Genomic DNA, 16,066 nt, shown 5'->3' on the forward strand with positions numbered 1-16,066 from the left:
GAACGTTTGGCGCTTTACTGACTTTGCTTAAACGAATTTGATATTGCTTTTTGCAAACTTAGAATTTTTATCAATACCCAACGCTAGGGATAAGTGCACAAGGTATACCAATTGTCGCCATTCCCGCGGGAATCAACAGTAGCTTCCGCTGGGCTTACCACAAAATGGCTGCTTGCATTGAAAATGTCACTAGTCCAATGCCAATCGTAATTGTCGTTGAAAAAACTAGAATCAGTATAAGAACTCACATCCCCCCACTCAGAACTAAAACTTGCACCTATATTACGCTGACGCCCCCAAGCGTTTGATGTTGGCACTGCTCCATCGATGCCATTTACACAAGGGAAACGGGAATTAATAATACCGCACTTCGCATTGGTTATATCCTTAAGTTTTGGCTGACGATAACCCAAACTATTACACCATGCTAATGAGTCAGAATAGGAAGTCCCTTTTGTACCACGATGAACAAACCACTGCTTCAACACAAATCCATATTTAATTACCACATTATTACTTTTATCATAACCCTTTAGTACAAATAGTTGCGGTAAAGTTGGCTTAGCTATTGTCCCTGGATTGCTAGATTGTCTTTGAGCTGCCGTTACCGTAGGACCTGTAAGGGTGACCTTTACCCCGCCTAAACGCTCAAAGTGATAACCGTTACCTGCTGATGGTTTTGGCTGCTCTACTGTCATGCTAGCGGTTATCCCCCCCTGACTTACCGAAGGCCAACTTAATTCGCTTGGATTTACATCATCATCCATATCTAAATAAAAATACAGCCCATTAGCGCCTGTTGTCGGAAAATTTTGTTCATATGTAGCCAACTTAGTTGATTGAACTAAAAATCCGCCTCTATCATTGTCGGTGTGCAGGCTACCAAAAAGATCAAACTGATAAGAATGACCAACAGTCTCAAAAATGCCTAATGCGCCTTTTGGTGTCGAATTTCTATTCAATAAATTCGGTCTTACGTATTTGATATCATCATAATGACAGCGGATTGATCCCTTTGGTTTGATATAGTAAACAGCACTACCACTATCAAATGTACTATTATTGGGCATACCATAACGTGTACTTAAGCTACCGTCACTGCTTGTTAATACTACTTTATAAGGTGCATCACATATATTTAATACCGTATTACGATTCACGGCATTATCATCTTTATCGGTGATATCAACCGTTAAAGTCCCTGTTGCGCTAGCCCCATTAGCGTCTTGACCGTCGCCATCATCATCGCCCCAATAATGATATGGCGGGTCGAGTAATGCATTTAGCGCTATTGAATTCACGTCCACTGGAACGAGCATAGCAATATCACTAAAACTATCACCCAGTTGCGGTAACTCAATGGGATTTGTTGGACTTGACATATTTTTTTGTGGCGTGATAATTTGACCGTCTGATAGCTTAATACTTAATAATTCCTCGGTGGTTGAGATCTTCGTTTGCCCACCATCATACGTAAAATACGGCGCACTACCTTGTATTACTTTTGTGCTTTGCGCGGATAATGCCTGCCCATCCAATGAACATAATAGCAACAACGGCAACAAGAAGCGTGGCGATAGCAATTTTTTCTTTAACGAAAAAGACAGTTTTGTGAATTTAATTAAGTTGCGTGCATAAAAGCAATTTTTGGAACTAGCTACAAAAGTTAAGATATAGGACATCCAGTGTCTAAAATAATACTGCATTACATTTCACCCATCTCGTGATTTTTGTTTTATTTTAATTTTTTTCTGCGTGTAATATCACTGTCTAGTTTAGTTTTTAAACAGCGAAATTATAACCACTAAAATTTTTTTTGCTACCTTTTTGTTTATTTTTTGTTTGTTTTTTGTTTAATTATTGATAATAAATGGCGTAACGACTTTTAAGAATTGGCTTTGTGGGAAATCGCATTATTCTATTCGATTTTATGGGATACGTTTAAGAGATTAACGCTTCATAGGTTTTCACTAATAACACACGTTACTGACAAAACTTAAAACACCTTAAACCCCACAAACCTTAAAATAAACTATTGTCAGCCTAAAAAATCATTCAGAAAACCCATTGATTTTATTGATTTTTTTCTTGGCATTTTTTTAAAATAAAAGAGAATAGGGATACCAGCAAAATATCGACCACAAATTCTTAACTGAATTGACGATTTAGAAAAAGGCGGTAGCAATCAAGGCATTGGACTACTAGCATTGGTGCCCTAAATAATACAGCATCACATTTCACTTACCACACAAACCTTTTTTTATTTTTCTGGTTTACCACTTACTTGATAAGATTGTTTTTCAATAATTGAAATTGTTACTTTTCAAAAAAATTTAGCCCGTTTTTCGTCAGTTTTTTGTAAATTTTTTAATGGATGGCGTACCTTTTAAAATAATTAGGCTAAAGCGTTTTAAGCTCGTTATTTTAAATGGAAGTTTTTATTGTGACTTTTAGATATGATTGATTCTTAGCATATTATTGTGTCAAAAAAACCAACCGCCGCTTAGTAATGGTAAAAATGGGCGAATTTTTTTGATGAAAACTTAGTCATAAAAACCATTGATTTTATTTAATTTTTTATTTTCGCCTTATAAAGAATGACAATTTATGCCTACTCTTCCACAAATCCCGACAATATAGTATGCTACCAACCACCATTTCAACTCACACTAAACCGTATACACCGTGCACGCATTCATTTTGACTTTACGTAAAGTCTTTTACAGCAGTAATCTTCTTTTTAGTCTTCGAATGTTAATTAGTTTAACGGGATCGACGTTGGTTCCGTGGTATTTAGGGCACACTTCGCTGGTTATTCCGCTGACTCTTGGCGTTGTCGCGGCAGGTTTAACTGAAATCGACACCCGCCCATTAAGTCGCTGTATTAATATCATACTGACATTGTTCTGTTTTTCTATTGCGACTTTTTCGGTCGAATGGTTATTTGATTACCCGGCATTGTTTATTGTGGGGCTGATGTCTTCAACATTTATTTTTATTATGCTAGGTACGCTTGGGCAACGTTATGGCGTCATTGCTTTTGGGTCACTTTTGATTGCTGCCTATACCATGCTTGGGCATAATTTATATACAGATAACTATACATTACCCTGTTTTTTGTTGTTAGGAACACTTTGGTATAGTATTGTTTCGTTTATAGAATCAATGATTCAACCAATTCGGACAACACAACAAGGCTTATCTTACTGTTTTTTAAAGTTGGCACAATATCTTGATGATAAAGCGGCCATGTTTGATCCCGATGAAACCAATCATTTTATCAAACAAACACAACAATTGACCAATAGCAATAATCAGTTGGTTAATGCTTTTAATCAAACCAAAAGCACACTGTTTAATCGACTAAAGAGTTACAGAGGGCAATCTTCTGTCAAAAAGATGCTTAACTATTATTTTGTCGCACAAGATATTCATGAGCGGGCTAGCTCGTCACATAGCAATTATCAAACCTTAAGCCAGCATTTTAAGCATAGCGATATTTTGTTTCGGTTTGCCCGTATTTTAAATTTGCAAGGCAAAGCTTGCACTAAGTTAGCTGTGTCAATTAAGCTAAATCAAACTTATCAGCACGATCCCCTGTTTGTGCATTACTTTTCGTACCTTGAAGAAGCTATCAAACAATATCAAATTCGTGATAAAAACAATGCATTATTGGTTAAATCTTTGCAAAGCTTATATCAAAACTTGCTATCTATTGATCTATTATTAGCCAATGTTGATACTGAGCAACATCTATCAAAAGAACAAGAAGATAACCAATTAGTTGACGAAGAGTTAACAAGCTTTCATGATATTTTTAGCAAAATTAAACGTAATTTGACGGTTAAATCAGCATTATTTCGCCACGCAATTCGTATGAGCCTTGTCTTATTTGTTGGCTATATGGTACTTTCCTTTTTCCAACTTACTCATGGCTATTGGATTATCTTAACCAGCCTATTTGTTTGCCAGCCTAATTACTCAACGACAAAACACCGATTAAAATTACGTGTAATCGGCACTCTATTAGGTATTATTATTGGCATTCCTCTTACATATTTATTTCCTAGCGTTGAAGAGCAGTTAGTGTTAATTATCATTACTGGTTGGTTATTCTTTTTATTTAAAAATTCACAATATGCTTACGCCACCGCCTTTATTACATTGTTAGTATTTTTTAGCTTTAGCCTGATTGGTGAAAGTAGCATTTCGGTGGCTATTTCACGCATTATTGCCACCTTAATAGGGTGTTTTATTGCGTGGTTTGCCGTTAGTTTTATTTGGCCTGATTGGAAATTTAGAAACTTACCGAAATTGATTGATCGAGTTTGTCATGATGACAGCCATTATTTAGCGCTAATTGGTAGCCAGTACTTATCAGGAAAAACCAACGATCCGCAATATCGATTAGCAAGGCGAGCCGCTCATGATAGCAATGCCGATTTATCATCTTTAATTAGTTTGATGACAAAAGAGCCTCATATGAACCCAACTGTTATTGATCAAGGATTTCGTTTATTAACCCTTAATCATACATTGATTAGTTATCTTTCTACCTTAGGCGCACACCGAGATAAAGGGATTTCGCCCCACACACTTGAACTGTTTGACGATCTATCCGTGTATATTATCAATCTGTTAACAGATAAAAAACTGGATGAAAAATATCAATTAATAAAAAAATCGACCACAGATTATATTGAAACGCTCTCGATCAATGATAATCTAGCCAATAATGATTTGTTAGTTATGCAACAGTTGGTGTTAATTTTAGATATTCTGCCAGAGTTAATCGCTCTGGCTGGTAGCCTAAAAAGCTAAGTTATACTAAAGCAAGGTTACACTAAAGCAAGGCGAATTTTCTTATAACGTTTTTCATTATTTCTTTACTTACTAAAAAACGATTGATTAATTTATCGAATTGAATCACCACTTTTACTTTTTATAGAGTTTAATCATTTTTACGATTAATGCATTGGCGATTCATTTTGGCATCAATAACAACCATTTTAACGACTTTAAAATGATTTAGGATGAGAAAGCAATTGCACCAAAAAAACTTCAATAAAATCAATAGCTTTTCTGAACGATTTTTAAGCTAACAATTCGGCTTAATAAGCTGTATAGGTAATTGATAATGCATTTTTTTTAATAGATAACATAAATAAACCGCTTGTAATAGATGCGTTATCGAGATGAGTTGATTGCTAAGGATTTTGTTTAACACTAAACTTAACGAGTTTAATCCTAAAGTATCACAATCATGTTGAATCGCTTTCAATTGCTGTTTTTGATCGATAAATAATTCAAGTCGTCCCGAACAAGCCACACTTTCAAGTATTGTTAATAGTGGCTGAATAATAAAAGTTGAAAGCGAATCTTTAGTGTAATTATTTTCGCTTAACTGCATTTTTCGCATTGTATAAGTATTTGAGAGAAACATGTGTTCGGCCACTACGGTTTTTCTTCGGCGCCAAGAATCTTCAAAATCAAGATTTAAGGTTTTTATTTCATTTGTTTTTTGTGCTTTATAAAGTAAAGCGAAAGGTTCTAAATCTAAAAAACTCTCGTTTTTTACGACTTTCACTAATATGGTTAAAGGCTGATTTTGTGTTTCTAGAAAACTACGTAAAACCTCAATGCGTGATTTTCTATATTCATCCCAAAACAGCCGTAAAAATAACTGGTTTTTCTCGGCATCTTTTACGCACCAAACTAAACTTTGCCTAATTTCATCAAAATACGGCTTATCGTTATTTTGTATATGAACAAATACTACCTCATTAAAAAGAACGTCATCCAAATGGCTATTTTGCAAATAACCATTTAATACTGACCAATTTTGGAAGCCTGTAGTTGCTTTAAATTTAAGATAATTTTCATCATTCCACCCGTTTTGTTGTAACGTAGCGGTCGAACCACTACTGGCTAACTCGCCATTTTGGGATATACGAGGGCGATGAAGTGTTATGGCTTTTTGCATTAACCTATCAGGGGATGTTTGCCATATCGACATACTGTTCCAAATTGTTACACGGTTAAAATTGATATCATTTTTATCAGCTCTGGCTAATGTCGTTTCTTGGTATTGTTGTTGTTTTATATCCCAAAAGTAAAATGTTGCACCAACGGCTCCGGTTTTACTTTGCCACCAATATCCCCCTAATGGTAATAAGTCAAGTGCTTGCTCTGTTGTTTTATATTGGCGCGTTATCTTACCTCGCAATTTACTAAGCGGTTCACCTTGATTATGTAATAGCATTTCGGTATAAGCTTTTATCTGCCCCAAAAACAGTAAAATATCTTGTTCTGCAACGGTAAAATGGCGTTTAGCCAGTAATTCAACCAATTGACATAGTTGCCTAAGCATTGCCGCCAACCGCGGTAAATTTTGTGTTTTGGCTGATATATTAAATAATTGTAAATGCGATAGTTGATTATGACTAATATGAGATAAGCCTTGATAAATAAGCTTATAAATATATGTTTGAATCTGTTTTATGAGGGTAATTTCTTCAAGTGAAAGTAGTTGAGTCTCATTTTTTATCTGATCTACGGTTACTGGCCATTGCCATGCTTGATTATTTTGTTCAAAAAGATAAGCAATAATGGCTAAATGCACAGCCATTTTTTGTTTTATGGGGAGCGCTGAGATCATCCCATCAAAACCTGTTCCTGCTATATAAATAATAGGTTCAGAACTTTCAGGTACCGTAATACGTAGTTGCGATTGTTGCGATTGTTGGTATTGAATTGTCAGTAAATTATTTTTTTGCCAATTGCATACAAGTTCATAAGCCGTCAGTGTGTTCGCTTTACCTGCTTTTTTTAAAAGCTTGCTAGCATCTAATGATAATAATTCAGTTAACACGTTAGTTAAAGGCGTGATTGGCTTAATCTGATCTTGTTTAGCCTGATTATTAACTTTATTCAAATCATCTAATGCCATTAATGGTTTTATTGGGCTTTTATCATCTCGTTTAGTGCAATGAGGGGGAGTTTCTTCTGGTAATGAGTTATTTGCTGAGTTATTTGCTAAACTATTTGCTGAACCATTCGCTAAACTATGCTCTGAATTATGCGCTTGCAACCATAAAACAGCCGATATGATATGCTTACAATGCCCATGCGCTGGGCAACTGCAACTGGCAGCTTGAATCCCTTGTGCAGGCAAACAAACTTGTTGTCCATCAGCATTGAATTGCAAAATATTATTATTTTCTTGCTGAATAAATTCAATTTTATTTGCCTCAATATCTTTACGAGCGCGGCGAATTAAACCAATGTTAGCATAAAGCGCTAAAGCGTCTTGATCATAATTTAAATAAATTTGCTGCCAACTCATTACATAACCTCCACTAACCAAGTAGCAAAATGTTCAGGCGTTAATGCAGCAATTTGCATACCTCGATTAGCTAATTGCTGTGAGATTTGCAAATCATAAACCGGCTCGGCATTGTCGTCTAATGCGGCTAATCCTAACATTTTAATGCGGTTACTATTCATCCTTGACACGGTGGTATAAAGTTCAATGAGTGATCCCCCTTCGCAAAAATCACTAACCAATACCATAATAGTTCGATGCGGGGTTTTGACTTTTTGTTCAGCATAATTAAGCACTTTTGCAATATTTGTTCCGCCACCTAACTGAACGCTCATAAGCACTTCAACAGGATCGTGAGCTAAATGAGTAAGATCAACAATTTGCGTGTCAAAAACAAACAAGTGCAAATTAATTGTAGGTAATTTCGCCAAGATACTTGCACAAACCGCAGAATAGATAATTGAGTTATTCATTGATGCACTTTGATCAACACATAAAATAATATCCCAAGGTAAATGCCTATTCATTCGCGAGTTGAAAATGACATTTTCAATCATCAGTCGCTGGTTGTTTTGATCAAAATGTTTTAAGTTGGCTTTCATTGTAGCTCGCCAATCGAAGTTTTGGCTACAACGTATTTGGGAAGGTCGAAATCGATGTTTTTTACCGCTTATCGCATTAATAAAATTGGGTTTAATTTTTTGTAAGATCTGATCAACAACCCTTTGAATCAATTCTTTTACTGCCAAATAAACCTCTTTTTTTAATTGCCCCCGAAAATTCATTAATAAATGCAGCGAATTCATATTGGGTTCTAACGCATTAATAACGCTAGGATCGTTTAAGATCTCGTGTAATTGATAACGTTCTATTGCCTGCTGTTGCATTCGTTCAAAAGTGCTTTTAGGAAATAGTTTTCGCGTTTTATTTAACCAACTAATGGTGTTAAACACAGAATGATGATTGCTACCGCCCTTCCCTTTGTGCTTTGTGTGATCTTGTTCATCCACGTTTAACCCTCGTTGACGGTATTCATGCCGATAAAGGAAATCTAATGATTGTGCTAACCTAAGATCATTTTGATCGAATGCTATTTGATTAAGGTGATAATCAGCATATTTACCTAAAATCAACCGCCATCGTTTAATATGATTAACGGTTTGCGTGTCGATTATTGGTTTATTATTATTCATGTTTATACCTTACCGTTTAAACCAATCTTGGAGTTGTTGTTGATTAATATACTGGCAAATAGCAAATTCTAAAGCGAGTGTTTTTTGTAAGTCGTCATCACTAAATTTATATTGTTCAAAGTCCATGCTCTGCTTTTTGATATGATATTTTTTAGCAATTTTTTCAGCAATTGTCGCATTTTGTTTCGGCGTCAACTTTGCAAAGGCATATCGTAAATCAGGCAGTATTTGTATAAATTTTTCTTGATCCCAATGTACCAACAATTCATCAAGGCTCATTAGCAGTTGCGACGATTGAATAAGTAATTCTGGTGAACATTGAATCAAGCCAGTTAAATAACTACTTACCTGTTCATATTGAGCACCTAAATCAAAAGCAATTTTTATTTTTTCATCAAGTTCTGATTGGCTAATTTGCGAATCTAGGTAGCAGAGACTATCAATGGCACCACGAATTAGTGGCGCTTGGGTTAATAAAGGCTGTAAACGTTGTAAATTAAAATAAAAATCCTGCTTAAGCTTTTTCGAGTTAAGTTGCTCAGGTAAATTATTGAGTAGATCTCTAAGTGATAATAATGTATTGAAATTTTCTTGCTGTTGTTGCTCATCTGATTGCTTTAATGTATCTAGTAAGAAAAAAGCTTGCCTTGGTACTTTAGCTAATAAAGCTAACAAAGTGACACTATCATTAAGCGCTAAAAAATCACGCCCCTGCCATAAATAAAGTAATCGATGCCCACAATCAACTAATGATGACAATGTATTGTCCGTATCTAAGTATTTTGATAGCTTTGTCAATAACGCTGTAAAATAGGATGGAAATCCCATTAAAGCCGCTTTTAGCATAATTTGAACAACAAGTTGGCAAGGTTGGGTTATGCCATCTTCGGTTAATGACTCCATCAATAGATGTAGTTTTTGTAAAGCGATGTGTTCTAACCGAGTGCCTTGTTGTGATAGCTCAATTAACTTGGCTTCAACCATTGGTGTCCATTGGTATTGCCAATCTTCAAACATGATGGTTAACCGTGTTCCATACTGGTAATTGGGGCCATCAAGGCGCTGGGCAAAGCCAACATCTAAAAAAGCCAGCAGATGTAAAAAACGGCTCCGTTGCCGATGTTCAGGTTTACGGTAAATATCAATATGTGCAATTTTAGGTAATGTATCGTCTAATTTAAAACGATACTTTTTGAGCATTGCGTAAACCTCATTGACTAACGGCGGTGAAGCAATGTTACTTGGGATTTTGCCAAATTGGTCGCCCGATAAAGTACGATGAATTATTTGCCAAAATTCTCCACGCACATCATGAATGCTGCCCTTGATAAAGGCTGACTGTATACCATCAAGTAAATCATATCGTCCTGGACCACAATGCCCTCGTAACTCGGCTAATAAATAGGTTTGTTCAATCGCAGATTTTAAGGGTACCAAGCCAATTTCATTATTGGCACCATTATCAACACTTTGCTGTTTTCGTAATTGCTGCACAATATTTGATAAAAATTGTAAGGCTTGTGCTTGTCGGTGATCTTGTGTGGTTTGTGATTGATTTTGTTCATAATTTTGTTCATAAGTTAGCATTAACTGCCACACTTCTTGATAATAAGCAGGAGAAGGCATACCGGCAAAATAGCCGTTTAATGCATCAAGGCGCTCAAAACTATAACGAATAAGCCAAGTTCGATCACCATCATTTTTATTTTGCCATTGTTTCGCCTCGCGCTGTTGATTTACTTTATTAATTTTTGCTTTGTTCGGTACAATGAGTTTTGCGTTCGCCAATCCCTCATACAGTGCTAAAGTGTGAAATCCTCCTGTGACAACGACAATTTTTGCCTCTGGCATGGACTGTTTTAATTGCCTAATAGCCGTTATCATATGCTGTTCTCGTTGGCTAGAGCCCTCTAATTCAAGCGATGAAGCAGTATATTCTAGCCTTGCCATGGCACACCAAATGAAAGTATCTTCAAAAAAAGTGCACCAGTTAGCAATATCAGCAAAATCACGTAATTCAAACAAATGTTCCCAAACTTCGTCATGATCACGACAGTGTAATTTTCTAGCTAATTGCGTAATATATTCACTGTGTTTCAAATAGGTTTCACATAACAATGATGCATCATGCTTTGGCATCATTTCTTGAACAGCTTGCTCAGCCCAAGGTAGATCAATAAATTGAATATTAGCATGGTATTTTTTTGCCAATTGCATTGCTTGCCATTCAGGTGAATAACTACAAAATGGGTAAAATGCGGTGCGCGTAATCAATTCCGTTGCTGATAGCAATTCATTATCGTTATCTTTTTCGTTATCTTGCTCATTGCCTATCGCCTGTTCTTCATTATTTAGGTATTTTGCTATTTGGATATCAGCTTGACAAAGTATGGCTATAGGTGGCTCAGTTTCGTGATGTAATAATTCATCGAGTATGGATGAAAAGCTCGCAGGCGCTTCAATTAAAACATGGGTAGGTTTAATTTGGTTAATCAGTTGCCTAACAGCATAGCTACAAGCAGGACTATGATGACGTACAGGCGCAAAATAGATCTGCTGTTGTTGCAAAGCATCTTTACCTATTAAAGCATGTTGTAGGCGTTGTGGTAATTGTGATCGGCTCATTATCATTATTGATTAATTATTTCCAAAAATGTTTAGATACCTGATAAAACGAGTGCCATTGCGATGAATGTTTAGCCCGTTCACGCACCACATTATCCATATAAAATTGAATTCGTTTGATATCGTCAGCATTATCTTTTAAAACAACACCTATCAGTTGTTTGGCAATCTGCCCCCCATTTAGTGTGCCATCACCAAAATAATAAGCATCTAATGCTGAAGCATACACAATATTCACAGCTTCAGCCGTTGACATCACGGCATCAGGCACTTTAAGGTGAGTGCCATTTTGCGTTTGCCCTTGTCTTAGCTCTTGAAATGTGGTCACTAGCAGTTCAATGACATCAATAGGGACAATGACTTGTGATTTTAATTCGCCTAATTCCTGATTAAGTTGTGTTTGAATTAATTCTATTTCGAAATTTTTATCTGTAATAGGATTAACCGTTTCAAAATTAAAGCGACGTTTTAATGCAGCCGACATTTCGTGCACACCACGATCGTGCAAGTTTGCCGTAGCAATAAGATTAAATCCAGGCTTAGCACTCATTTTTACACTTTGCCCCATTTCAGGGATCATCATTTGCTTTTCAGACATTAATGATACCAGTACATCTTGAATTTCGGGTGGGCAACGCGTGATCTCTTCAAAACGAACAATTTTACCTTGTTGCATACCATGGTAAATAGGCGAGCCGATTAATGCGCGCTCTGTTGGTCCTTCAGCTAATAGTAAAGCGTAATTCCAAGCATATCGGATATGATCTTCACTGGTGCCAGCCGTGCCTTGAATAGTCAGATTTGAATCGCCACTAATTGCTGCCGCTAGCAATTCAGACAACATCGATTTAGCGGTCCCCGGCTTACCGACTAACATCAAACCTTGTTTACCAAGTAAAGAAACAATTGCCCGATCGACCAGTGGATCATCACCAAAAAATTTACGACTAATGCCCAGCTCTTTATTACCTAAAATAAATTGCCGTACTAATTTGGGTGATAAGTTCCAACCTTGAGGTTTATTGTTTGCATTATCTAATTCAAGTAGCGTATTTAGCTCATAAGCATAACGTTGTTCAGCACTTAAACGAATAGCTTGTGCGTTTTTTACCATAATAGCTTCTGCTCCCATTTTGGATCAAAACCACTGCTGGCCTTAGCAACAGCCATATAATCAGCATAGCCTTCTGCAAGCAATACGGGTGGCACTTGATTAAGTTCAATTGCTCGGTGTTTTAAACCGGGTTTTTTACTAAAATACAGGTTAAAAAGTGCCACAGGAACATTTTCTTCGGGTACCATACTGCCGCTAAATTCAATATTGATATACAGATTAAGGCCAACAAAATATTTATAGTAGCCATAAAAACAACCTGCGTCTTCAACAGCATCACGTTTATAGCCCAATTTTGTTAAAATGCCACGTAGGGTAAAGCTATCAGTTAACCAGCCAAAGCATTCATCGATAATATTATCTTCAACTTTACTCACATCGGGTAATGAGTGTGTAAACTGGTCAAATAATTGCGTGACTTTGTAGTCTTTAAGATGATGTTGCCATGCTTTTATGTTATCACTTGATAGCAATGCCGAATGTGCAACAGCGATTTTATTTACTTGATTTAATGAAATTTCATCATCGTCTGTAGTAATTAAGCTACCATCTTCGGTTGGCCTGAAGCTATTTACAATTTGCCCTTTGTCATCTAATTCAAGCCAAATTAAACGTTGAACAAGCCTTCCCACAATTGGATGTGGTTGCAAGTATTTTTGCCAATCCTCAACTCGCCAATGGCGCTGTGCGCACATGGCTTCATAAAAACGGGTCATTTGCATATTGAGTAATTGCGTTAGCTCTTTTTTACTGTTAGTAAACTGTTTTTTAGCTTCTTTCACTAACGTTACATCTTCACTTTTACGTGCTTCAGGTAACGCTTTAATTTCATCACCATCTGAATTTTTTAAATGCCATTTAAATTTATCATCGAAACTCGCCGTAAAAATTCGTTCGCCATAATCGAGCGTTAACACCCCATTATCATCTAACCCTGCGGTAGAAATGGTGCGATCAGCGAGTTCATCGGTCGTCCAACCATTACGCTTCGCAATATTTTCCACCAATAATCGTGCTTTTTCTTGTATCGATGCGGTACGATAACGGCGTGCAAGCGATAAGAGGAGTTGCGTAATAAGTGGATCATCACTATTTGCAAGTGGTTCAAGCATGGCCTCAATTTGTGCTCGTCGTTGTTGATGATCTTTCATATAGTTACGTACTAGTGAAACCGCAACACGACCTTCAATACCACGAGTTAATGCTAATAGACCTTTTGCTTTAATGGCCGATCCAAGATAGACGGCAAGTGTTTCATTTTTTATCTCTTCAAATATTTGTTCAAAAGTGATATTGGCATAACTTGGGTAATATTGAGGATATTGTTGATACCACTTGATACATTGTTGTAAGCGCTTATCCGCCAATAAATTGGCTTGTGCCTCAGCCTCTTCCACTGTTGGTCTACGAGTATCTTGTTTGATAAAACTTTGTAAAATAAATTCGCCTAATAGTTGTTGGCTTGACAAACTTAATAAACGGCTATAAATGCCTAATAATGGGTTAGCGGGTTCTTTCAACTTGACAGCTAACCATACCCACCATTGCACAATTTGTGGATCAACATCTTCTCCATTTTGCCAAGTTAATGATGGTATTAGCGTTACATCAAACCAATCAAAATCAGTAGGTTTTTTACCTTTTAAGCCTTTTTGTGCATCGGCTAATAGTTTTTTAATGGTTAATTGCTGGCTAATATCTTCACCAATTTTTTCAAGCGCAATTAATAATGACGCTTGTACGGTTTCGCGCTTTTCTTTTTGTAAAGCCTCATTTAATGCTTTAATCGAAGATTTTTGCCCTAACTGTGCAAGCCAATTAGCTGCTGCAATACGCACTTCTTGTTTAGCCGATGATAACGCCTGCTCCACTTGGTTGTGAATATTTGGTATTACACTTAAAGCATCTTGCGCTGTATAGCGTATTTGTTTGCTTTCTTCCAAGGCTAATTCACATAGATAAGAAACATATTTAGCAGGCAAAGTTGGAAAAGTTTGTAATATTTTTATAGCGCTCGCTTTATCTATATTGATATACGACCAGATTTTGTTGGCTGGAGCAAATCCCAACGCCTCATCAAGCAAAAATTCATGTTCGGCAAAAAATGGCCATAATTTGTTTGGCTCATTTTCATAGAACTCATGATAAGTGTCTGTGGTTAAAAATGGCAAAGCAATAGCATAGAGAGAACGTTCAGGATCATCAAGTTTTGCTAATACATAGGCTATCTGCCTAAGATCAAAGTCTTTTAAAAATTCGTTTTTTTCATATAATTGTTGAAAATAATAAATGCCAGAATACTTATCAGCCAATCTAGCCGCACGCAAAAAATGAAAAAGTGTACATTCGGGTAAATTTTGTAGCCTATTTTTAGCCAATACAAATGACGTACTGAAGCTATTATTTGCTTTTTTAAATAATGCCGAAAGCTCAATTTTACCATTTAAATAGTGATATATATCATCCAAATCTTTCGATGTGACCGCTTTTAAAGCTTTATATGTTTCTGCTTCTGTCGTCCAATTTGTTAAATATTTTTTATTATATTCAGCCTCTTTTTGCGCTGCTTTTTCACATTCTATCAAATATTCTTCATAATTTTGTTGCAAAATATCTCGAGCATTGATTGGTAAATCAATATCTTGTATTGGCTCGAAATCAGCAATGACCAACGTTGCTTGTTGTTCAACGGCATTGGCACTTTCAAGCCGAGACAGTGCACTTTCAATTGCCGTAATAACGGTTTTATTTGTTTCGCTAGCTAAGGCTTGTTGTAAAATTGTCGGATCAGATGAAATTCTAGCTTGCAATGTCGCAGCACTGCTACGTTGTTTAACGGTACCTGAGGTTAATAACCGTTGTAAATGTGGTTGTACTATTTCGCGCGGAGAGCTAAGTAGCATTTCCGTTGCTAGCTGGCTAACTTGTTTTGAGCTATTTAATGACTGTACAGCAATAAAGTCAATCATCAGTGTGTGGAGCTCAGGATGTTGTTGGATATATTTTAATTGCTCAACTTGCCCTAATACCGCAATACCTTGCTCGGGTAATTGTTTGAAAATCTCGATATGCTCAATAATATAAGGTAATAAATCATTAATTATAAAGAAATTTCTGAAATAACTCTGATAGTTAATTGAAATATTTTGACGATCAAAAATAGCCATTAGTAATTTCTGGCTTGATTCTGGCTCTTGAGCATCAAGCAATTGATGTAATTGTTTAATTGACCAATTTTGTCGTTGATCCTCGTTAATACAATCTGTCATTGTGGTAATCAAACCATCATATAGCAGATATAAAAACCAAGATGGTACCTGTGAAGTAATGAGTTTAATAAAGTGTAAATTGCTACAAACTGCGGCTAAAACTCGGGCAAAACGGGTTATCTGTTCATTAGAATACTCATCAGTCCAACGTTGGTAAAAAACTATTCTTGCATCTTCCGATGAATTTGCTTTGTCATCAAGGCTAATGATATACAAATCACAAGGTCTTCTAAGTAATTCATAAAGATTTTTCGTCGAGTTTGAAGATTGGCTTAACTGATTTAAATCAACCAACACGTTTGGGTCTTCACCACATAGAATATATTGAGTAATACGTTCTGGCATGGCTTTATTCAATTGCTTTACAGGTTCAAATATGGCGGTAATTAGTTGTTGTGATGATAATTGATTTATTTTATTCATAGTTCTTTCTCCATCCATTCTGGATTCAATCTGTTTAAAGCATTTGCAACGGCTATATAATCCGCATAACCTTCAGCAAATTAAAAAGGTAAAGAAAATTTCGTTAAAAATATCTGCG

General features: G+C 36.2%; 7 protein-coding genes. 1 reads left to right on the plus strand and 6 read right to left on the minus strand.

Features of this window, described 5'->3' with window-relative positions; genetic code table 11:
* Positions 1-83: 83 nt before the first annotated feature.
* Positions 84-1,706, minus strand: a complete 1,623-nt coding sequence (locus A9G45_RS00740; RefSeq protein WP_141673555.1) for a hypothetical protein — start codon at positions 1,704-1,706, stop codon at positions 84-86.
* A 979-nt stretch (positions 1,707-2,685) separates the two neighbouring features.
* Between A9G45_RS00740 and yccS the strand changes: the two genes are divergently transcribed.
* Positions 2,686-4,821, plus strand: a complete 2,136-nt coding sequence (yccS, locus tag A9G45_RS00745; protein ID WP_065568502.1) for a YccS family putative transporter — start codon at positions 2,686-2,688, stop codon at positions 4,819-4,821.
* Positions 4,822-5,098: 277 nt separating this feature from the next.
* On the opposite strand, the gene A9G45_RS00750 is transcribed toward yccS, so the two are convergent.
* Genes A9G45_RS00750 through A9G45_RS00770 form a run of 5 tightly spaced genes read right to left on the minus strand, consistent with a single transcriptional unit; the run spans position 5,099 to position 15,948 of the window.
* Positions 5,099-7,345, minus strand: a complete 2,247-nt coding sequence (locus A9G45_RS00750) for a hypothetical protein (RefSeq protein WP_065568501.1) — start codon at positions 7,343-7,345, stop codon at positions 5,099-5,101.
* The gene (locus tag A9G45_RS00755) at positions 7,345-8,517 is read right to left on the minus strand and encodes a VWA domain-containing protein (protein WP_065568500.1); all 1,173 of its coding nucleotides are present in this window, start codon (positions 8,515-8,517) and stop codon (positions 7,345-7,347) included. The genes A9G45_RS00750 and A9G45_RS00755 overlap by 1 nt, the downstream gene beginning before the upstream one ends.
* A gap of 9 nt (positions 8,518-8,526) precedes the next feature.
* A complete protein-coding gene (locus tag A9G45_RS00760; RefSeq protein WP_081297765.1) occupies positions 8,527-11,142 on the minus strand; it encodes a DUF5682 family protein in 2,616 nt (871 codons plus the stop codon).
* A gap of 16 nt (positions 11,143-11,158) precedes the next feature.
* Positions 11,159-12,274 (minus strand): ATP-binding protein, encoded by a 1,116-nt coding sequence (locus A9G45_RS00765; protein ID WP_141673556.1) that lies wholly within the window; start codon positions 12,272-12,274, stop codon positions 11,159-11,161.
* Positions 12,250-15,948, minus strand: a complete 3,699-nt coding sequence (locus tag A9G45_RS00770; RefSeq protein WP_176701660.1) for a DUF4132 domain-containing protein — start codon at positions 15,946-15,948, stop codon at positions 12,250-12,252. Before A9G45_RS00770 ends, A9G45_RS00765 begins: the two co-directional genes overlap by 25 nt.
* Positions 15,949-16,066 lie beyond the last annotated feature (118 nt).

The organism is Gilliamella sp. HK2, from assembly GCF_001690265.1.
Lineage (GTDB): Bacteria > Pseudomonadota > Gammaproteobacteria > Enterobacterales > Orbaceae > Gilliamella > Gilliamella apicola_C.

Excerpts from the sequence above, each read along its gene's own strand:
- A9G45_RS00750 (WP_065568501.1), bottom strand. The coding sequence starts at position 7,345 with ATGAGTTGGCAGCAAATTTATTTAAATTATGATCAAGACGCTTTAGCG.
- A9G45_RS00755 (WP_065568500.1), bottom strand. The coding sequence starts at position 8,517 with ATGAATAATAATAAACCAATAATCGACACGCAAACCGTTAATCATATT.
- A9G45_RS00770 (WP_176701660.1), bottom strand. The coding sequence starts at position 15,948 with ATGAATAAAATAAATCAATTATCATCACAACAACTAATTACCGCCATA.
- A9G45_RS00740 (WP_141673555.1), bottom strand. The coding sequence starts at position 1,706 with ATGCAGTATTATTTTAGACACTGGATGTCCTATATCTTAACTTTTGTA.
- A9G45_RS00760 (WP_081297765.1), bottom strand. The coding sequence starts at position 11,142 with ATGAGCCGATCACAATTACCACAACGCCTACAACATGCTTTAATAGGT.
- A9G45_RS00765 (WP_141673556.1), bottom strand. The coding sequence starts at position 12,274 with ATGGGAGCAGAAGCTATTATGGTAAAAAACGCACAAGCTATTCGTTTA.